This window comes from Nakamurella sp. A5-74 (assembly GCF_040438885.1).
Taxonomy (GTDB): domain Bacteria; phylum Actinomycetota; class Actinomycetes; order Mycobacteriales; family Nakamurellaceae; genus Nakamurella.
Genome location: NZ_CP159218.1, coordinates 4,702,545 through 4,721,502, shown reverse-complemented (window position 1 = coordinate 4,721,502; position 18,958 = coordinate 4,702,545). Strand labels below are relative to the sequence as shown.

At 68.2% G+C, this 18,958-nt stretch carries 17 protein-coding genes; 5 read left to right on the top strand and 12 right to left on the bottom strand.

Annotation, left to right across the window (positions count from 1 at the left end; translation table 11 throughout):
* Positions 1-22 precede the first annotated feature (22 nt).
* Both ABLG96_RS21690 and ABLG96_RS21685 read right to left on the bottom strand, forming a co-directional pair.
* Positions 23-895, bottom strand: a complete 873-nt coding sequence (locus tag ABLG96_RS21690) for a type IV toxin-antitoxin system AbiEi family antitoxin (protein WP_353649375.1) — start codon at positions 893-895, stop codon at positions 23-25.
* Between the two features lie 302 nt (positions 896-1,197).
* Positions 1,198-2,241: a DUF2332 domain-containing protein gene (locus ABLG96_RS21685; RefSeq protein WP_353649374.1), complete on the bottom strand. Its 1,044-nt coding sequence runs from the start codon at positions 2,239-2,241 to the stop codon at positions 1,198-1,200.
* A 67-nt stretch (positions 2,242-2,308) separates the two neighbouring features.
* Here ABLG96_RS21685 and ABLG96_RS21680 point away from each other — a divergent pair, with 67 nt between their 5' ends.
* From ABLG96_RS21680 to ABLG96_RS21660, 5 genes are all read left to right on the top strand, one after another.
* Positions 2,309-2,707: a metalloregulator ArsR/SmtB family transcription factor gene (locus ABLG96_RS21680; protein WP_353649373.1), complete on the top strand. Its 399-nt coding sequence runs from the start codon at positions 2,309-2,311 to the stop codon at positions 2,705-2,707.
* Complete coding sequence (locus tag ABLG96_RS21675; protein WP_353649372.1) at positions 2,704-3,189, top strand: SRPBCC domain-containing protein; 486 nt, start codon at positions 2,704-2,706, stop codon at positions 3,187-3,189. The genes ABLG96_RS21680 and ABLG96_RS21675 overlap by 4 nt, the downstream gene beginning before the upstream one ends.
* Positions 3,190-3,395: 206 nt before the next feature.
* On the top strand, positions 3,396-4,355 hold the full coding sequence (locus tag ABLG96_RS21670; RefSeq protein ID WP_353649371.1) for a patatin family protein: 960 nt from the start codon (positions 3,396-3,398) through the stop codon (positions 4,353-4,355).
* A gap of 82 nt (positions 4,356-4,437) precedes the next feature.
* Positions 4,438-5,079: a GNAT family N-acetyltransferase gene (locus ABLG96_RS21665; RefSeq protein ID WP_353649370.1), complete on the top strand. Its 642-nt coding sequence runs from the start codon at positions 4,438-4,440 to the stop codon at positions 5,077-5,079.
* 256 nt (positions 5,080-5,335) lie between these two features.
* Entirely contained in the window at positions 5,336-6,301 is a 966-nt protein-coding gene (locus tag ABLG96_RS21660) for a sensor domain-containing diguanylate cyclase (protein WP_353649369.1), read from the top strand.
* A 192-nt stretch (positions 6,302-6,493) separates the two neighbouring features.
* Here the strand turns inward: ABLG96_RS21660 and ABLG96_RS21655 are convergent, their stop codons facing one another.
* The 10 genes from ABLG96_RS21655 to ABLG96_RS21610 form a co-directional block, all read right to left on the bottom strand.
* Positions 6,494-8,626: an alpha-galactosidase gene (locus tag ABLG96_RS21655; RefSeq protein WP_353649368.1), complete on the bottom strand. Its 2,133-nt coding sequence runs from the start codon at positions 8,624-8,626 to the stop codon at positions 6,494-6,496.
* Positions 8,627-8,731: 105 nt separating this feature from the next.
* Complete coding sequence (locus ABLG96_RS21650) at positions 8,732-9,535, bottom strand: DeoR/GlpR family DNA-binding transcription regulator (RefSeq protein ID WP_353649367.1); 804 nt, start codon at positions 9,533-9,535, stop codon at positions 8,732-8,734.
* Positions 9,532-10,470, bottom strand: a complete 939-nt coding sequence (locus ABLG96_RS21645; RefSeq protein WP_353649366.1) for a carbohydrate ABC transporter permease — start codon at positions 10,468-10,470, stop codon at positions 9,532-9,534. The genes ABLG96_RS21650 and ABLG96_RS21645 overlap by 4 nt, the downstream gene beginning before the upstream one ends.
* A complete protein-coding gene (locus ABLG96_RS21640) occupies positions 10,467-11,291 on the bottom strand; it encodes a sugar ABC transporter permease (RefSeq protein WP_353649365.1) in 825 nt (274 codons plus the stop codon). Before ABLG96_RS21640 ends, ABLG96_RS21645 begins: the two co-directional genes overlap by 4 nt.
* Before the next feature lie 104 nt (positions 11,292-11,395).
* Entirely contained in the window at positions 11,396-12,814 is a 1,419-nt protein-coding gene (locus tag ABLG96_RS21635) for a carbohydrate ABC transporter substrate-binding protein (RefSeq protein WP_353649364.1), read from the bottom strand.
* 294 nt (positions 12,815-13,108) lie between these two features.
* Entirely contained in the window at positions 13,109-14,056 is a 948-nt protein-coding gene (locus ABLG96_RS21630; RefSeq protein WP_353649363.1) for an ABC transporter ATP-binding protein, read from the bottom strand.
* Complete coding sequence (locus ABLG96_RS21625; protein WP_353649362.1) at positions 14,053-15,120, bottom strand: iron ABC transporter permease; 1,068 nt, start codon at positions 15,118-15,120, stop codon at positions 14,053-14,055. Before ABLG96_RS21625 ends, ABLG96_RS21630 begins: the two co-directional genes overlap by 4 nt.
* Positions 15,117-16,199 carry an iron ABC transporter permease gene (locus tag ABLG96_RS21620; RefSeq protein ID WP_353649361.1) on the bottom strand — a complete coding sequence of 361 codons (1,083 nt, stop codon included), beginning with the start codon at positions 16,197-16,199 and terminating at the stop codon, positions 15,117-15,119. The genes ABLG96_RS21625 and ABLG96_RS21620 overlap by 4 nt, the downstream gene beginning before the upstream one ends.
* A gap of 46 nt (positions 16,200-16,245) precedes the next feature.
* Positions 16,246-17,388 (bottom strand): ABC transporter substrate-binding protein, encoded by a 1,143-nt coding sequence (locus ABLG96_RS21615; protein ID WP_353649360.1) that lies wholly within the window; start codon positions 17,386-17,388, stop codon positions 16,246-16,248.
* Positions 17,389-17,683: 295 nt separating this feature from the next.
* Entirely contained in the window at positions 17,684-18,889 is a 1,206-nt protein-coding gene (locus tag ABLG96_RS21610) for an N-acetylmuramoyl-L-alanine amidase (RefSeq protein ID WP_353649359.1), read from the bottom strand.
* Positions 18,890-18,958: the final 69 nt, after the last annotated feature.

The window sequence follows — 18,958 nt, the reverse complement described above, 5'->3', positions numbered from 1 at the left end:
CATCAGGTCGGTGGGAGCACCTTCACATCTGGTCAGGTCCAACATGACGGTCTCTCCATTCCTGCGCGACCTCGCGTTGTCGAGCATCACCGCTGGACATCAGATCGGCGTACACCAGCGGCCACGGAGCCAGCCGGATCCCGTCGACACGGTGACCGTCGTCGTTGTCGTCTGGAACCGACCAGAACTTCCTGCGGATGAATACGTTCGGCGGTCCATCGGCACGCCATCGGTTGGCGACCGGGAGTGCGGGATCGAGTGACCCCACGTAGAGAGTCGTGGTGACGGGCCTGATCAGCTGCGGAACTGCGGACTCGCCGCTCACCCACAGCTCATTCGCGGCGTCGCCGGTCGGTGGCGCTCCAACTGTGTCGCGGAACGCGGCCAGAGCCAGTCGCGGACCGAGTCCCGTCGGGTAGGCAGCCGTCCAGTTCTCCAGCAGTTCACGAAGCCCGTGCAAGGTTCCGGCATTCTGCAGCAGGTGTCCCGACTCGGTGAGCATGTGCATCGTCTCGTGCGCCTGACCCACGGACACTCCGGCTGCCCGAGCGATCTCCCGCGTGGTCGCCCCGGCAAGCCTTGGCCAGGTCAGCAGTGCCGAGACCACTTGCGCTCTGCGCGGACTGAACGGATTGGTGGCACGCCGGTGCTGCTGTGGCTCGGGTGGGCTGGTCCGTTTGCGTCCTCGCACATCGACCAGAACATCATCGAAGCGGATCGAAGCGTTCCCTGACCGGTCTAGGTACTGGATGCCGGCCGCACGGAGCGAGATCGAGGTCTTCTCCGAGATGTGATCGCTTGCGATCAAGAGCGTCAGCTCCGCGGGGACAGCGACGCCGACGGCCGCTCCGAAGGTCATCCTGGGACCGAATGCCATGAAGTAGGTCTGCTGCATCGATCCTCGACTGAGCTGGATGACGGCACTGCCATGGTCAGTGACCCCGATTCCCTGTACGGGTCCATGTCGTCCCACTGCCTGCTCAACCGCAATCTCGAGGCCGGTGCTTCGGAGCGTCTTTTCGAGGTCGAGCTGGATGCCGTTGTACACCGGTGGTCACCTCCGTTCAGCATTGGGTCATGTTCAGTTTAACTGAACGCAGATCAAAACTGAACAGACAGCACAACTAGGGCCCGCAGGCCCGTCGGACTGGTGAGTGAGCCCTGGCGACGACGCGAACAGCTGAGCCGCAGACACAGTCACTGCCAGTCGACGGGCATCCCGTGTGGACGAGCCCGGGCCAGGAAGCGGGTGTCACCGCCGGGCCACCGGCGCAGCGTCAGCCAGAACTCGTGGTCCTCGCCGGGCGTGCGTCGCCGCGGCTCCAGCGACAGGTGCACGAGCGGCGCGTCGTCGGTGGCGGCGGCACCGAGTGCGTCCAGCCGGGTCAGCACTTCGTGCTGCTCCGACGAGTCCAGGTACTGCCACATCACGCTGTGCCACAGCACCGTCGTCGTTCCGGGGACGAGCACAAGGTTCTCGACGACCTTGCGAGCACTCTGCCGCCGGACGGTGACGGGAGATCCGGCCGCGATCTGCAGGGCACCGCGCAACCGCTCGTGCCGCGCCGTCATGTCCGGCCAGACGTACGCGGTCAGCGTCAGCCGCCCAGCGGTGGTCGCCACGTCCACGGGCAGGACGTCGCTCCCGACCCGCTCGATCACGGTGGGCCACGGGCCGGGCCCCGCCCACGCTCCGGCGAGCTGCACGGGCGAGCCTTCGTCACCGCGCACCCGACCACCGTCGTCGGAGAAGGAGAATCGGTCGGCCAACAGGTTGAGTCCACCCGATGCCCCGATCTCGAAGAGTCGGATCGGCAGGGGTTTCGCACGGCTGACCTCGAGCAGGCCGGCCATCAGGGCGGCGGACCGCCCGACCTCGTTGGTCTGGGGTGGTCGGTCGAGCCATTCGCGCACCGCGTCGGGCTGCTGGATGACCAGCGACCGGAAGGCAGCCCAGCCGCCCTCCGGCTCCCAGCGCCCACCCACGCTGGGGTAGTACGTCGCCAGCAGCCCCGCACGCCGTTCCAGTACCAGTCGGTGCACCGACCCGGCCAGCCGCAGCGCCAGACCTGACGGGCCGGGATCGTTCTCGTGTCCCTGCAGCACCGCTGCGAACGGCGCGGCGTCCTCTCCTCCGGAGGCGAGCGCGTCGGCCACCAGCCCGAGCAGCTCCGCGTACATCGGCGAACCGAGCCCGGCGCAGGCAGCAGCCTGGTGGCGGAACGCGTCGCCGGTGTCCATCGGACCAGCCTGCCAGGATCGGCGACCCCCTTGCGGTTGTCTCCCACTGCGGCTAACGTACAACAACATGGTTGTAAATCAGGCATTCAGTGACGCGGAGGTCGACCGACTCTTCCGCGCCCTCGCCGATGCCACCCGGCGGGACATCCTGCGGGTGGCGATGACCGGCGACCATTCCGTGTCGCAGCTGGCCCAGCGGTACTCGATCTCGTTCGCCGCGGTGCAGAAGCACGTGGCCGTCCTGTCGTCGGTGGGACTGGTCAGCAAGCAGCAGCGCGGCCGGGAACAACTGGTGACCACCGAGATGGCCACGATCCGCGGCGTGCGTGAGCTTCTCGAGCAGTTCGAACAACTCTGGCGGTACCGGATGCATCGCTTCGGCGACGTCCTCGCCGACACCCGCGCAACTCCGATCGAACCTGCCGGAAACGCCGGCAGCGACAGCACCGAAAGGGAAGAACCATGACCGTCATCAGTTGCACACCGAACGAGGAAGAGCTCAGCCTCACTCTGACCGCCGAGTTCCGGGCCTCCGCCCACGACGTCTGGGACCTCTGGAACGACCCCCGCAAGCTGGAGCGCTGGTGGGGACCGCCGACCTACCCGGCGACGTTCACCGAACTCCAGCTGGTCGACGGCGGACGGGCCGCGTACTTCATGACCGGCCCGGACGGCGAGAAGATGGGCGGCCAGTGGGACATCTCCGCCGCCCGGCCCACCTCGACGATCGAGTTCGCGGACTTCTTCGCCGACGAGCAGGGCAACCGCTCGGACTCGATGCCGACCACCCACACCGTGGTGACAATCTCCGAGAACGACGGCGTCACGCAGATGGTGATTCGCGGCCAGTTCGACTCGGTCGACGGCATGCGTCAGCTGATGGAGATGGGCATGGCCCAGGGGCTCTCGATGGCGGTCGAGCAGATCGACGCGATCCTCGCCGAGTGAGCTGAGCCGGGCCTGCATCGATTCGGCAGGATTGCGTGTTTGTGGCGCCCGATCGGCGTAAAAACGCCGAATGGCGCGGGCGGCGGTCCTGGGCCCGCATCGATTCGGCAGGGCGCCCCGGTGGTGATCGCCGCACGCCGCAGCTCGGCCGCAACTGCGTCCGGCAGCGGGGGATCGAGCACCGGCCGGTCAGGCATGCTGGGGTCGTGCCCGCTGTGTCGCAGTCGATCCCGCCCGACCCGTCGCGTGACGACGACGTCATCAGCGCACTGCTGCACCGTCGGGACAGCGGCTCGTGCGAGGACGGCCTGCGGATCGCACTGGTGGTCGGTGGCGGCGGCATGCGCGGCGCGTACAGCGGCGGGATGGCGCACGCACTGGAGCAAGCAGGGCTGGCCCCGACCTTCGACGCGATCTACGGCTCGTCCGCCGGGGCGTTCATCGGCGCCGGACTGCTGATCGGGATGTCCGAGGGATCGTCGCGGATCTTCTTCGAAGACATGGCCGATCCGAAGTTCATCGACCTGCGGCGGCTGCGTACCCGGCGCCCTGTCGTGTCGCTCGACCACCTGCTCGATCACATCCTCGTCCACCCGAAACCCATGCGGTGGACGGAGTTGCACGCCAGTCCGATCCCGCTGCACATCGTGGCCACCGCCGCCGACGACCTCACCGGGCACGTCCTGCGCCCGCAGTCCGTCGACGACTGGAAGCTGGCTTTCCGAGCCACGTCCAGCATTCCGTTCCTCGCCGGTCGACCGGTGGAGCTGCACGGACGGAAATGGATCGACGGCGCCGTCTCCGAGCCGCTCCCGGTCGCCCGGGCCTTCGACGACGGGTCGACCCACGTCCTGGTGCTGGTGAACAGGACGCCCGAGGACCTGCGCGGCGCACCTTCCGAACCGACCCCGTCGCGCTGGGCCCGCGGTGTCGACCGACTCGTCCCGGGCCTCGGGGCGATGGCCGACGAGCGTCGCCGGATGGGACCGGCGTTGGCACTGCTGCGGGACGCCGATCATCCGCGTCGCGGAGGGGCGAAGGTGTTCACCCTCTGGCCCGACACGGATGCCGGGATCAAGGGACTCACCACCCACCGTGCGCGGGTCGAGCGAGCATCGCAGATCGGCTACTCGTCGGTGAACGCGGTGCTGGACCGACACCGCTGAGACGCCCTGGAAGCGGCGTGGATGACGGCACCACAGGACCAGGTCACGCGCACCCGCGGATCGTTTGGAATGCTGGACCCCGATGACACTCGCCCTGATCCCGCTCTCGATGTCCACCATCGGGATGATTCCGTCACCCTGCCGGGGGTGCGTGTTCTGGGAACTCGACTCGGATGCTGCCGACGCAGCCGAGCGTGCCGGACACACCGAGTTCGAGAAGGAAGTGTGGCTCTCGGGCGTCATGCTGACCTGGGGCAGCGCCGGCCTCATCGTGACGGTCGACGACGAACCGGCCGGTTATGCCCTCTTCGCTCCGCCGCCCACCGTTCCCGGCGCGCTGCGCTTTCCCACCGCACCCGTCTCCCCGGACGCCGTGCTGGTGACGACCCTCCGGATCGACGAGAAGTTCGCCGGCCGCGGGATCGGGCGATTCCTGGTGGACGGTGTGGTGAAGGTGCTCACGAAACGCGGGGTGCGGGCGATCGAGGTGTTCGCCCGTGAGGGTCGTCCGCCGCGCTCCTCAGGCACCGGGCGGAAGCACTGCACGGTGCCGGCCGATTTCGCCCGCGCCGTCGGCTTCACCGAGATCCGGCCGCACCGCAGCTATCCGCGCCTGCGCTTCGAGCTGTCCGACGGAGGTCTCCACTGGAAGGCCGAGGTCGAGGCGGCCCTGGAGCACCTGCTCGAGACGATGCCGGCCGGCGCGATGGCCGGCGCACACTGAGGATGCTCGGCCCGTGTCGCAGAGTTGCCCCGCCCTGAGCAACTCCCGCAGGACGTCCTGCGGGCATCTCCGGGGCTGGGCCACTTTCCGTCACTCGCAGACGGTGGGTCGCGCGGGCTCAGCTCCTGCGGTCCCCCACATGCTCGGTTCTGCACGGTGCTCACCAGGGGGTGACCCACTCTCGCCCCTGGTGAGCACCGTCCGGTGTCGAACCGCTGCGGATAAACTGCTGTCTACCTCTCGGAAGGGTGTGCCCGTGCAGTTGCCTGCGATCGCGGCCGGCGGAACCTTCGATGAAGCCTGCGCGAGTGTGCTGTCCTACTTGCAGACCGAGATCCCGATGGGATTCTGGTCCGTCACCCGCCACAGCAACGACCGCCAGCTGTACCTGGCCGTCGACGAGAATGCCTACGGCAGACAGGCGGGCGACGCGCACCGGTGGTCCGACTCCATGTGCCAGTTCATGGTGGCCGGCGAGGGGCCGCAGATCGCACCCGATGTCGAGGCGGTACCTGCGTATGCGACGGCCAGGGTCCGAAACTCGTTGCAGATCGGGGCCTATGTCGGACTGCCGCTGGTGCAGGCGGACGGGGCACTGTTCGGCACCCTGTGCGGGCTGGATCCGGTCGCGCAGCCCGCGGAGCTGGAGCGGCACGCACCGCTGCTGCAGATCCTGGCCCAGCTGCTCTCCAGCGTCCTGCAGGCCGACCTGATGCGGACCGCGGCCGAGCGGTTGGCGGAGCGGTCGGCCGCCGAGGCCGAGACCGATTCCCTCACAGGTCTGTTCAACCGACGCGCCTGGGATCGCTTCCTGGCCGCGGAGGAGGCCAGGTACCGCCGTTTCGGGTATGCCGGTTCCGTGGTGATCCTCGACCTCGACAGCCTCAAGCTGGTGAACGACGAGCACGGCCATGCGGCCGGTGACGAGCACATCCGGCAGGCCGCCCGGACGATCAGGCACGTCACCAAGGGATCGGACGTCGTCGCTCGACTCGGTGGGGACGAGTTCGGGATCCTGGCGGCGGACATGTCTCCCCAGGACGTGGAACAGATGGTCGAGTGGTTGTCCGCGGAGCTCGCCCGGGACGGTACCCCCGGGTCGCTCGGACACGCGTCGTACACCGTCACCGCGGGATTTCCCGGGGCGTGGCGGGATGCCGACGCCGCGATGTACCGGCAGAAACGTGAGCGCAGGAGCGGCGCAGTCCGCCGGCAGATCTGATCGGACGGATGACGCGGATCGGCCCGGCGACGGGCGTGTCCGCACGACGTTCTGCCGGAATGCCGATCGCCGGGCTCCGCTGCGTCACTCGATCCGGACCTCAGCCCTGGCGGGCCTTCAGCCGGGGGGTTCGAGCTGCTGATCAGCGAGAGCCGACCACGGTTGCGGACGAGTGGGGTACCGGGGACGAGCTCAGAGTGCGGTCAGCTCCAGCAGGACGGCCTGCTCGGGGTGCAGCACCGGCAGCGGGAGGCCGAGGGTGCCGAGCACCGTGGCCGGCAGCACGGTCTCGTCGGCGGTCCACCACGGAGGTGGCTGCCGGCCGACCGTCGCGGCGGCGCCGGCCACCTCCAGCCTGCTGATCCGGTAGTGCAGGCCGGGGTCCAGGCCCGGGAACACCAGCGGAGCCGGCGCTTCCCGGATCCCCATGGCGATCTGGTGGTAGGTGAAGACGGCGGATCGTCGGTCCTTCGACACCACACCGACGGCCATCGCTGCCGGATCAGGATGATCGACGTTCACCAGCGATCCGGAGTGCAGCAACGGCCGCAGGCGGCGGTAGAGCGTGATGGCCTCGCGGAGACCGGCCCGGTCTGCGTCGGTCGCGGAGGCGATGTCCCACTCGATCCCGAAGTGCCCGAACAGCGCAGCGGCCACCCGCATCGACAGGTCGTGCGTGCGGTGGCTGGTGTGTGCGGTGGGCGGCCCGACGTGCGCGCCGATCAGCTCCAGGGGGATGAGCTGGGCCGTGCCGCGCTGGATCTGCATCCGTTGCACCGCGTCGTTGCAGTCGCTGGCCCAGACCCGATCGGTGCGCTGCAGGATCCCCAGATCAACCCGGGAGCCGCCACTGGAACAGCTCTCGATCTCGAGTCCTGGGTTCGCGTCCTTCAAGTGGTCGATCAGCCCGTAGACGGCAGTGGTCTGCGCGTGAACACCCGCGCGACCGTGGTGCCGGGCCGCCACCAGATCCCGGTTGTGGTCCCACTTGAGGAACGCGATCCGATACTCCTTGACCAGGGAGTCGATGCAGGAGAACAGGTATGCCGACACTTCGGGTCGAGCGACGTCCAGCACCTGCTGGTGACGCGAGGTGTCCGGAAGTCGGTCGGGATCGGCCAGCACCCAGTCCGGATGGGCCCGGTACAGCTCCGAGTCCTCGTTGATCATCTCCGGCTCGAACCACAGCCCGAACTGCATGCCCAGGTCCTGCACGTGCCGGGCGATCGGACCGAGACCGTCCGGCCAGGCCTCGGTCGAGACCTGCCAGTCACCGAGCGAGGAGAGGTCGTTGCGGCGTCCGCCGAACCAGCCGTCGTCCAGCACGAAGCGCTCGACGCCGAGGTCGGCGGCGACCTCGGCCAGGTGCTGCAGGCGGGCCAGGTCGTGGTCGAAGTACACGGCCTCCCAGGTGTTCAGGACAACGGGTCGCGGTGTCGTCGGATGGTGTGCGCGGGCACGGAGCATGGCGTGCAGCCGGTCGGCGATGCCGTCCGAACCGGCCGCCGAGTGGACGGCGAAAAGTTCGGGTGTCGTGTATTCCTCCCCCGGTGCCAGCACGATCTCGCCGGCCTCCAGCAGTTCGGCGGCGCCGAGCACCCGAGTGCCGTCCGGATGGGATTCGGCCCACACCGACTGGTCGCCGCTCCAGCCGAGGTGTACCGCCCACACCTCGCCGCTGCGGAATCGGAAGCTCTCGGTGCCGACCATTGTCAGTGTGGCGGCGTCGGCACCGGTGCGACCCCGACGGTTCTGGCGGAGCCAGGCTCCCTCACGCAACGGCAGTCGCTGCGGCATCCGCTCGGCGGTCCACCGACCGGTGAAGTCGGCGATCTCGGTGGCGTCCGCCGGGATCGGGACGATCAGCGCCAGCTCGCCGACCTCGAACGCGGTGTCACCCGTGTTGGTCAGGGTGTGGTGCAGATGCAGGACACCGTTGGCGTCCAGCTGCAGGGTGCTGACGACCTGCAGACCGGATCTCTCGTCGACCGCGGTCAGCACGACGGTGTTCGCGTCCGCGGTGAGCTGCGCGGTGCGCAGCAGCGGCGCGAACGCATCTCCCGAGCGATGCCCGACGAGTCCCGGCCGGCCGCGGTATCCCTGGGAGCGCTCGGGGAGCAGCCCGCGGCGGTACGGCCGGTCGAGTGAGTTGTTCGGGACGGATCCCACACTCGCCGTCGCGACCGAGGACAGCTCGGCATCACCGAGCGGGCCCAGATCCGTTCCCCACCAGAGGATCTCGGCCTGACGATCGGTGGGGAGGCGCAACAGCACGCTCACCCCGTCCGCGCGCAGGTGCAGCAGTTCGGGCTGGTCGGTCGGCACGGCTGGAAGCACCTCGGTCTGATCGGGTGACGGTGGGCCGTCTGCGGTGTGCAGCCGACACGGGGACGTGGACGGGTGGGACGGCGGATCAGCGCGCGCTGCGCGTCAGGACAGGACACTCTCCGCGAGGCCACCGGCGCTGGAGACGATGATCAGCTCTCCGACCAGGTCCCCGAGATGCCGTTGTGCCTCGGCAGTCAGCTGGTCGTCGGTGATCAGCACGTCGGCGATCGACAGCGCTCCGAAGTCCGAGAGCCCGACGGTCGCCCACTTCGTGGAGTCCGCGAGCACCACCACCTGCCGGGCGTGCTGGACGAGGACATAGTTCGTCTGTGCCTCGGCCAGGTTCGGGGTGGTGAACCCAGCTCGGGCATCCATCCCGTGGACGCCGAGGAACAAGCGGTCCAGGTGCAGGGAACCGATGGATCGATCGGCGATCGGACCGACCAACGCGGCACTCGGGGTGCGCACCCCACCGGTCAGGATCACGGTCGCCGCGCCACCCCCGGCGGCGGCCATCGGAACGTTGGCGACCGTCGAGGAGTTGGTCACGACGGTCAACGGGCCCGGATGGAACTGCAGGCTGCGCGCCAACATCCAGGTGGTGGTGCCGGCCGAGATACCGATCACCGAGTGCGGCTCGACGAGGGTGGCCGCATGTTCCGCGATGGCGCGCTTGGCCGGTTGCTCGAGCAGGCTCTTGGCCTCGAAGCCCGGTTCGTTGGTGCTGCTCTCGGCCGGGACCGCACCGCCGTGCACCTTGCGCAGCCAGCCGTGCGACTCCAGGATCTCCAGATCCCGCCGGATCGTCATGTCCGAGACACCGAGCTGCTCGGTGAGCTCGCTGACCCGCACCGCTCCGGATTCCAGCGCGGCGAGGATCTGGCGTCGTCGTTCGTGCCCGGTCATCCCTTGTTCGCGCCGAGGGTCAACCCGGCGACGAACTGGCGTTGCAGGACCAGGTAGATGATGAGCACCGGCACGGCCGACAGCAGCGCACCTGCGGAGAGCAGGTTGTAGTTCTGCGCGAACTGCCCGTTGAGGTTGTTCAGACCCGAGGTGATCGGAAGTCGATCTCCCTTCTGCACCAACAACAATGCCCAGAAGAAGTCGTTGTACACCCAGATGAACTCCAGGGTGGCGAGCGCTGCCAGCGGCGGCCGGCACAGCGGCAGGATGATGTTCCAGTACTGCTTCCACAGGCCCGCGCCGTCCACCTGGGCAGCCTCCGTGAGCTCGTGCGGCAACGCCTTCATGTAGTTGCTCATGACGAACGTGCAGAAGCCGAGCTGGAAGGCGACGTTCACGGCGATGACGACGTAGTACGTGTTGATGAACGACCCGGAGTCGCTCACCGACAACGGCAACGGGGTGTGCTTGGCCATCTGGAACAGCGGGGTGGCCAGAACCTGTTGCGGCAGCAGGTTTCCCGCGGTGAACAGGATCAGCAGCGGAATGTTCCACTTCCATGGCACCCTGGACAACTTGAACGCCGCGAGCGAGGAGAGAGCGAGCGTGATGATCACCGCGGGGATGGTGATGATCGCCGAGTTGAGGAAGAACTTGGGCAACTCGGCCTGTTTCCAGGCCTCGCCGTAGTTGTCGAAGTTGTAGGGGCCGCCGATGGAGAAGTAGGAGTGGTCCTTGAAGTAGTCGTAGGGCCGCAGCGACGTGTAGAACGTCCACAGCAACGGGATCATCCAGAGCATCGCAGCGATCACCAGGAAGGTGATGATGGCGATGCGCGACTTCTTCGACCCGCGTCGCAGCGGCGACGGGGTGGCGATCGCTGCCTTCCGGCCGGCCCGGGACGGACGTGCTGGACGGACGTCGGTGGCCGTCATCGGTTCTCCTTGAATGCCTGGGACAGATAGCTGACGATCGGCACGAGCGCGACGACAAGCAGGATCACCGCGAGCGCCGAGGCGTAGCCGACCCGGCCAGCCGCACCGCTGTTGGTGACGATCATCGTGGAGAGCAACTGCAGACCGTTGGTGCCCTTGTTGATGATCCAGACGATGTCGAAGGCCCGCAGTGCCTCGATGACGGTGATCACCACGACGACGACGTTGATGGGCCGCATCGCCGGGAACACCACCCGGAAGAACGTCTGGCTCGCCGTGGCACCGTCCAGGGCGGCGGCCTCGCGGAGCGAGGGATCGACACCCTTCAGGCCGGCCAGGTACAGGATCATGATGTAGCCGATGTGCTTCCAGCTGGCGGCAACCAGTGCAGCCCAGATGTTGATCGACGGATCCCCGAACCAGTCGACGGAGGTCCCGAAGGCGCCGTTGATCAGGCCCTGCTCAGGAGAGAACACCAGCTGCCAGATCACCCCGATGAGGGCGAGGGAGAACATCACCGGCATGAAGAAGATGCTCTGCAGCAACCGACTGCCGGCGAACTCCCGGTCGAGCAGTACTGCGAGCAGGATGCCCAGTGGAGTGGCGATCACCGCCAGGAAGACCAGCCAGATCAGGTTGTGCTGCAGGGCGGGCCAGAAGTTCGGGTCGACCTGGACGACGTTCTCGAAGTTGGTCGCGCCGACCCACTTGATCTTGTCGACCCCGCCGACGCCGTTCCACGACCCGAACGACAGGCCGATCGAGGCGACGGCCGGGAACCAGACCAGTACCAGCTCGATGAGGACCGGGAGGCCGATCATCAGGACCAGGACGAAGCGGTCGGCGGTCGAGTACCGCCGGATCCTGCCCCCGCCGGCGCGGCAGGTGCGACCGGTGCTGCTGTGCTCATGGGAGAGGCGACCCGTCAGCTCGTGAAGATGGTCTTCGCCTGTGATTCCAGGCTGTTCGTCACCTTGTCGACGTCGCCGTCCTTGAGGAACTGCTGGATGGCGGGGATCACGACCGGGCTGGCGAAGTCCGGTCGGGTGTCGCGGTCCAAGAACTGGGAGATGCTCTTGGCGGAGGAGATCAGATCGACCGCCTTCTTCTGCAACGCGGTGTACGTGTCGGTGGAGGCGTTCTTGTTGGCCGCGACCACGCCGGGATCCGACTTCAGGTAGATGAGTTGGGCATCAGCGGAGGCCAGGTACGTCATCAGCGCGCTGCTCTGCTCGTTGAGACCGTTGGTGCTGACCAGGAATCCGTCGATCGGCGCCTCGACCGCGTCGGCGCCGATGGCCTTGTCGATCTCCGGGAACGCGAAGAAGTCCAGGTCGTCGAGATCGGCCGCCGGGAATTGCTGGGACACGAACATCCCCAACAGGTACATGCCCGCTTCCTTCTTGACCAGCGACTGCGCCGCTTCCTGCCAGGTGCGGCCGAGTGCATTGTCCTGGCTCAGGGGCAGCAGGTCGTCCTTCCACGTCTGGAAGACCTTCTTGACCTTGTCGTCGCTCCAGGATGCCTTGTGCGCCATCAGATCCATGTGGAACTGGTAGCCGTTGATGCGCATGTTCAGGTAGTCGAACGTGCCCATGGCGGGCCAGCCGTCCTTGTCGCCGAAGGCCAGCGGCACCAGACCGTCGGTCTTCATCTTGGCGCCGAGGGTCTTGAACTCCTCCCACGTGGTGGGGACGGTGTAGCCCTTGTCCTTGAAGACGCTCTTCCGGTAGAAGACCGCCCACGGGTAGTTGTAGAACGGGATGAAGTACTTCTTGCTGTCGGCACCGGTGGACGACTGTGCGAACGCGTCGGAGTAGTCGGCGGAGAGCTGCGCCCACACGTCGTCGATCGCAGCCACGAGGTTCTGCTCGGCGAAGAACTGCATCCGGTAGCCGGCGAACCAGGTGAATGCCTGGTCGGGGCTGCCCTGCAGGTAGTTGGAGATGTTCTCCTGGAAGCTGTTGTGGTCGACGGTGTTGACGTTGACCGTGGTGCCGGAGACCTTGTTGAAGGCGTCGAAGACCTGCTGGTAGGCCTTCTTCGGGACGGCGTCGGAGGCGTTGGAGCCGAAGGACACCGTGCCGCCGATCTGGGTGGCGGCGGAGGAGGCCGACCCACTGGTAACCGCGGCGCTCGAGGAGCCGCTTGCCGCAGCGCTGGTGGTGGCGCCCGCGCTGGTGGAAGCTCCCGCCGGGGTGGAAGCCGGCGTGCTCGCGGCGCCGGTGCAGGCGGAGAGCAGAGGCAGCGCGGAAACACCCAGCAGGCCGGTCCCCAGCAGACGCAGGGTGTCGCGGCGGGTGAAGCGTGTCGGATCCGGCGTGCCGGTTCCAGGGGTAGTCACCATTGACCTCCGTGTGTGGAGCAGGTCACCACTGACCCGCGAACCAACAGAGTCGGACACGGGTAGTGGTGAAGTCAACAGTTTCTGGTGGTTTTTCTGAAGGTATCGATTCCGCAGGCGCCCGATTGTTCGGCTCCTGTGTGGGATCCAACATGAATCGCCGCAGGCCAGAGGATTTACAACGGTGCACCGTGGGCGGGTCCAGCATCCGATCGGCACGACGTGCTGCCAGCGCCCGTTCGGCGTTCTTACGCCGACGCACGGCTCAGCTGAGGACACCCTGGATCCGATCGGTCAGGCGCCGGGGTGCGACCGCCCCAGCGGGATCACCAGCGGCGTCCCGGCGACCGGATCGGGGATGACGGTGCAGCGCAGGCCGAACACCTCGTACACCAGCTCGGCGGTGACGATCTCGTTCGGCGGCCCGGCGGCGATGATCCGGCCGGCCCGCAACGCCACCAGATGGTCGGCGTACCGGGCGGCCAGGTTCAGGTCGTGCAGCACGATGGCGACCGTCGTGCCGCGGCGGGCGTTCAGTTCGGCGACCGTGTCCAGCACGTCCACCTGGTGGGCGATGTCCAGGAACGTCGTCGGCTCGTCCAGCAGCAGCAGGTCGGTCTGCTGGGCGAGCACCATCGCGATCCAGGCTCGTTGTCGCTGACCGCCGGACAACTCGTCGACCGGGTGATCCGCCAACTCGACACACCCGGTGTGCGCCAGAGCTTCTCGGACGGCGGTGCGATCGGCGTCGGTGAGCCGGCCGAACCATCCCTGATGCGGTGAGCGGCCGCGGCCGACCAGCTCCTCGACGGTGATCCCCTCGGGGGCCAACGGTGCCTGCGGCAGCAGACCGAGCCGTTTCGCCAGTTCCTTCGCGGGCATCCGGTGGATGTCGGTGCCGTCCAACACCACCGAACCGGCAGTCGGTCGCAGCAGCCGCGACAAGCCGCGGAGCAGGGTGGATTTGCCGCAGCCGTTGGCACCGACGATCATCGTCACCTGCCCGGGTGGCAGGGTCAGATCCAGTTCACTGATGACGGGCTTCGCACCGGCGGAGTCGTAGCGAAGACTGATCCCGCGCGCCTCCAGCAGGGCAGGTCTCCGGTGATCGAGCGACGCGGGGGTCGAGATCCCGTCACCCGTGGTCCCGTCACCCGTGGTCCTGTCATCAGAGGTCACCGGCATCGACGCGCTGCGTTCGTTCGCCCGGAGAGCTGGCGAGGGCTTGGGATCCTGCGTCATCGTGAACTCCCTGCTCGGGTCAGCAACACCAACAGCACCGGGGCGCCCAGGATCCCGGTGATCACCCCGGCCGGCATCCGGATGTCGCCGAAAGCCAATGATCCCAACAGTTCTGCCGCGAGTACGAGGACCGCCCCGGACAGGGCGGCCAACGTCGGTGACGGACGGCCGCCTGCCAGGGCCCGGCCGGTCAGACCACCCAGGAAGGCGACGAACACGATCGGGCCGGTGATCGAGGTGGCGGCGGCCGCCAGGCCGGAGGCCACGACGAGTACGAACAGCCGGTTGCGCCGGACGTCGGTACCGAGCGCGGTGGCCAGGTCGTCGCCCAACTCCAGCAGCCGCAGTGATCGGGCGCCGACGGCTCCCAGCGGCAGCAGCACGAGCAGGGCCAGTCCGAGCACCGTCACCCGTTCCCAACTGCTCGCGCTCAACGATCCGGTCAACCACAGCAGCGCATCGGATGCGAGCCGGATGTCGGTGCGGGACAACAGATGATCGACCAACGCTCCGGTCGCGGCGGCGATGGCGATACCGCTGACGATCAACCTGCCGCCGGTGCGCCGTCCAGAGCCGGACAGCAGGAACATCACCACGCCGACGCCGACGGCGCCGGCAAAGGCCAGCAGCGTCATCGACCAACCCTGGGTACCCCAGACGAGCTTGCCGGTGACCGCCGCCGCCGACGCCGCCCCGGTGATCCCGATGACGTCCGGACTGGCCAGCGGATTGCGCAACATGGTCTGGAACAACGACCCCGAGAACCCCAGCGCCGCACCGGCCAGCAGCCCCACCACCGCCCGGGGCAGTCGGTCCTCGAGGATCTGGAACGTCAGTCCCGGAACGCGTTCGCCGGTGAGCACCCGCCAGAACTGCCCGACGGTCGGGACCCGGGTGCCGAAGAAGGCGATCGCCACCACCAGGGCGAGAACCAGCACGGACAACACGAGCACACTGAGCAGCCGGCGTCGACGCCGTTTCGAGCGCCGCGAACGACCGTCCGGCCCGGTCGGTTGCTGCGGAGCGGTGTGGTCGGAGAACGGCAGTGCTGCCGAGGTGCTCACAGCTCCACCTGCCGACCCGTGCGCAGGATGAGAATCAGCAGCGGTGCGCCGATCACCGCCGTCATCACCCCGACCGCCACTTCGGACGGCAGCAGGACGACCCGGCCGATGGTGTCGGCCACCAGCACGATCACCGGCCCGCCCAGCGCCGAGAGCAGCAGGATGCGGTGGTAGTTGCTGCCCACCATGGCCCGGACGGCATGCGGCACCAGCAGTCCGACGAAGGCGATCGGGCCGACGAGCGCTGTCGCCGCCCCGCACAGCAGGACGACGGCGACCGAGGTGACGATCCGGGCGAGCCCGACCGGCAGGCCGAGCGATGCGGCGACGTCATCACCCATCGCGAACAGGTTGAACACCCGGCCGCTGGCCAGCAGCACGACGGCGCCGACCACGATGAACGGCACCACCTGGCCGATCTGGCCGAGGCTCGCCGCCGTGAGGTTGCCGACCTGCCAGTGCCGGAACTCCTCCAGCGTCTGACTCGACAGCAGCAGCAGTCCGCGCATCACTCCGAACAGGGTCACCGACAGCGCGGCCCCGGCGATGGCCAGCTTGACCGGGGTCGCTCCGCCCCGACCGGAGGCGGCGATCGCGTACACGGCGACGGACGCCACCCCGGCGCCGATCAGCGCGCTGACGATCCGGCCACCGGCACCGGAGATGCCGAACACCGCGATGCCCGCGACCACACCGAGCGCAGCACCCGCATTGACGCCGAGGATTCCCGGATCCCCCAACGGGTTCCGAGTGATGCCCTGGATCCCGGCGCCCGCCAATCCGAGTGCGAGGCCGATCAGCAGACCGGTCAGCGTGCGCGGGATGCGGGACTGCACGACGTCGTGGTCGCCGTTGCCCGGCACCGGATGGAACAGGCCGGCCCAGGTGGTTCCCGGGGACAGCGGGCGCGCACCGATCATCAACGACGCAGCCGTCGCGAGCAGCACCAGCAGCGCGAGCAGCAGCACCGCGGCCCACATCGGCAGCCGACCGACGGACCGCCTGGAGTCCCGGGGGTTCCCAGCGGTCCCGGGGAGGGTGTCGTCGACGGCGATTGCCTGGTGGGCACGGGATCTCATGACGTGCGTCGGGCTGCTGTCCGTTGTCCGGAGACGGACGGGCGGCTCAGGAGCCGTCCGCGGTCTCGGCCGCCTTGACGACGAGTGGCACGAACTTCGGCAGCGCCCACTGCAGGCTGAGCGGGCTGGACGCCGAGATCGAAAGCGTCAGTTGTTCGTCGCTGGTGAGCAGCGCTGCGCCGGACTTGATCGCGGGGATCTGGCCGAGCAACTTGTTGTCCTGCAGGACTTTCAAAGTCGTGGTCGCCGCGCCCCAGGAGAAGATGATGTCCGACTTCAGCTCGTTCGCCTTCTCCCCGGAGTACTCGAAGTAGAACGCGCCCGCCTTGGTGTTGGCGGCGACGACCGGGGCCTGGGTGAGGCCCAGTGCGGTGAGGAACCGCGGCCGGGTGTCGCCGGCCGCGTAGATCGAGACGTTCGTCTTGGTCGGATCCAGGCTGGCGGCGATGAAGGTCTTGCCCTTCAGTACCGGGTTGGCGGCTCCGGCGGCGGAGATCTTCCCCTCGACCGTGCTGATCAGTGCCGCTGCCTCGGGTCCCTTGCCGAGCGCGGCGCCGATGACGGTGGTCGCGTCCTGCCAGGAGGTCGTGTAGCCGGCAGCGACCGGCCCGACGACCGGTGCGATCTTGGAGAGCTTGTCGTACTCGTCCTGGGTCAGCCCGGAGTAGGCGGCGAGGATGACGTCCGGCGTCGCGTCGGCGATGGCGTCGAAGTTGATGCCGTTGGCGGCGTCCCACTGCGCCGGCGCCTTGTCGGTGCCGATGGAGGCGCCCAGGCCGGCCAGCGCCTCGTCCTTCCAGTCCGTCGACTTGTCGGCGTTGGCGCCGTAGGCATCGGCGTCCATGCCGACGGGCACGACGCCCAGGGCCAGCGCGATGTCCGGGTTGACCCACGACACAGTGGCCACCCGGGTCGGGGCCTGCTCGATCGTCGTCTCGCCGTAGATGTTCTTGACGGTCACCGGGAACGTGCCCTCGGTGACGCTGCTCGGGGCGGCAACGGAGCTGCCGTCCGCGGAGCTGCCGGCAGCGGAACCGGTCGCGCTCGCGGAGCTGCTCGCGGTGGAAGACGTGGCCACCGGAGCGCTGGAGGAGGGCGAGGTCGCCGTGTCCGAGCCGCAGGCGCTGAGCGCCAGGGCCGAGGCGGTGACGAGGCCGACAGCGGCCAGGATGCGGCGTACTGGATTCATCTGCTTCTCTCGGGTCGAGAGGCGCGCGCGATGCGTCACCTCAGGGCTTCAAGATGAGCCTAGCCTTACCTAACTGGTGTGCCGATCCCCGACGGATGTGACCTTCTGCCCACGGTGATCGGGCAAGCGAGGAACGAGCGTCGAGATCCCGATGTCGCACGCCCGGTGATCGATGATCCGACGGGGTCTCGACTCCTTCGTCCCTCGACCACTGCGGTCCCTCGACCATTGCAGTTGCTCGACCATTGCAGTTGCTCGACCAGTGCAGTTGCTCGACCACCGTCGAGCCGTCGGGTCAGCCGCCGACGGCGCGCTCGTGGTCGAGCAGGTCGCGCATGGTGAAGGTGCCGGTGTGCGGCTCGTCCCGACCGTCCATGTAGAGCCGTTTGACGGCCACGAGCAGTCCCTCGGCGATCCGGTTGCGGAAGTCGGGGTCGATCAGCGCTGCCCGGTCGCTCGGGTTGCTGAGGTACCCGAGCTCGACCTGGATGGCGGGCATCTTCGACATCGTCAGCAGGCCCCAGGCCGCATGGTGGATCCGGCAGTCGGTGAACCGGGTTCTGGCCACCAGCTCACGGTGCACCAGCGCGGCCAGCGTCGCACCGATGGTCGAGGTGCTGCCGGAGTCGGTGCCGAAGTGGAACGTGGCCAGCCCGTTGCCCAGTGGTGAGTCGAGTCCGTCGATGTGCAGGCTCAGCAGCAGATCTGCGCCGACCGCGTTGGCCCGGGCCGCACGCTCCTCGACGCTCGGGTTCTGGTCGGGACCGCGGGTGAGCAGGGTGTCCATCCCGGTCGCCGCCATCCGGCCCTCGAGCCGGCGGGCGATGTCGAAGGCGAGGTCGGCGGCGGAGGTGGTGCTGCCGTCGGGAAGCGTGACGACGGCGCCCTCGTTACCGGCACCGTGGCCGGGATCGATGACGATCCGCTTGCCGCGCAGGCGAGGGCCGGCCGTGCGTACGGCGTCGTGCTCGCGGAGGTAGATCGGCCGACCGCCGCCGGCGCCCATCCGTCGGCTGGTGAGCCGGACGAGTTCGCGGGTGGTCGCCGGGCCGCAGACGCCGTCGGCGGTGATGCCGATGTCGCGCTGGAACTGCCGCACCGCACTGTCGGTGGAGGAGCCGAACAGGCCGTCCGGTCGGCCGGTGTTGTAGCCCAGGCTGGACAGTTTGTGCTGCAGCGCAGCGACGTCGTCGCCGGTGAGCGGGGCCGACAGTGTGTAGGAGAGGGTGCGATCGCCGAGGCGCCAGCGGGCGTTCATCAGCTCGCGGGCCGTTGCCGGCCCCACCATGCCGTCGACGATCAGCTGGCGGCTCTGCTGGAAGGCTCGAACAGCCCGGTCGACGTCGGCGTCGAAGACGGCGTGTGCATCCTCGGCCAGCACCTCGGGGGCCACCAGACCGAGCGAGCCCAGGTCGCGCCGCAGCGCTGCCACCGCCGTCCCCGCGTCACCCAGCCGCACCGCGGTGCCTCCTTCTCCGCCCAGGTCAGGGGCGTTCACCATCCGTCGGAGCGGCGCACGAGGTGCCGCCTTCGATCTGCCTCAGCTGACCAACGGTACGCCCCGACAGCC

Coding starts and splice junctions, on each gene's coding strand:
- ABLG96_RS21650 (WP_353649367.1), bottom strand. CDS start 9,535: ATGACCGGGCACGAACGACGACGCCAGATCCTCGCCGCGCTGGAATCC.
- ABLG96_RS21645 (WP_353649366.1), bottom strand. CDS start 10,470: ATGACGGCCACCGACGTCCGTCCAGCACGTCCGTCCCGGGCCGGCCGG.
- ABLG96_RS21640 (WP_353649365.1), bottom strand. CDS start 11,291: ATGATCGGCCTCCCGGTCCTCATCGAGCTGGTACTGGTCTGGTTCCCG.
- ABLG96_RS21685 (WP_353649374.1), bottom strand. CDS start 2,241: ATGGACACCGGCGACGCGTTCCGCCACCAGGCTGCTGCCTGCGCCGGG.
- ABLG96_RS21610 (WP_353649359.1), bottom strand. CDS start 18,889: ATGGTGAACGCCCCTGACCTGGGCGGAGAAGGAGGCACCGCGGTGCGG.
- ABLG96_RS21675 (WP_353649372.1), top strand. CDS start 2,704: ATGACCGTCATCAGTTGCACACCGAACGAGGAAGAGCTCAGCCTCACT.
- ABLG96_RS21680 (WP_353649373.1), top strand. CDS start 2,309: ATGGTTGTAAATCAGGCATTCAGTGACGCGGAGGTCGACCGACTCTTC.
- ABLG96_RS21665 (WP_353649370.1), top strand. CDS start 4,438: ATGACACTCGCCCTGATCCCGCTCTCGATGTCCACCATCGGGATGATT.
- ABLG96_RS21615 (WP_353649360.1), bottom strand. CDS start 17,388: ATGAATCCAGTACGCCGCATCCTGGCCGCTGTCGGCCTCGTCACCGCC.
- ABLG96_RS21620 (WP_353649361.1), bottom strand. CDS start 16,199: ATGAGATCCCGTGCCCACCAGGCAATCGCCGTCGACGACACCCTCCCC.
- ABLG96_RS21690 (WP_353649375.1), bottom strand. CDS start 895: ATGCAGCAGACCTACTTCATGGCATTCGGTCCCAGGATGACCTTCGGA.
- ABLG96_RS21630 (WP_353649363.1), bottom strand. CDS start 14,056: ATGACGCAGGATCCCAAGCCCTCGCCAGCTCTCCGGGCGAACGAACGC.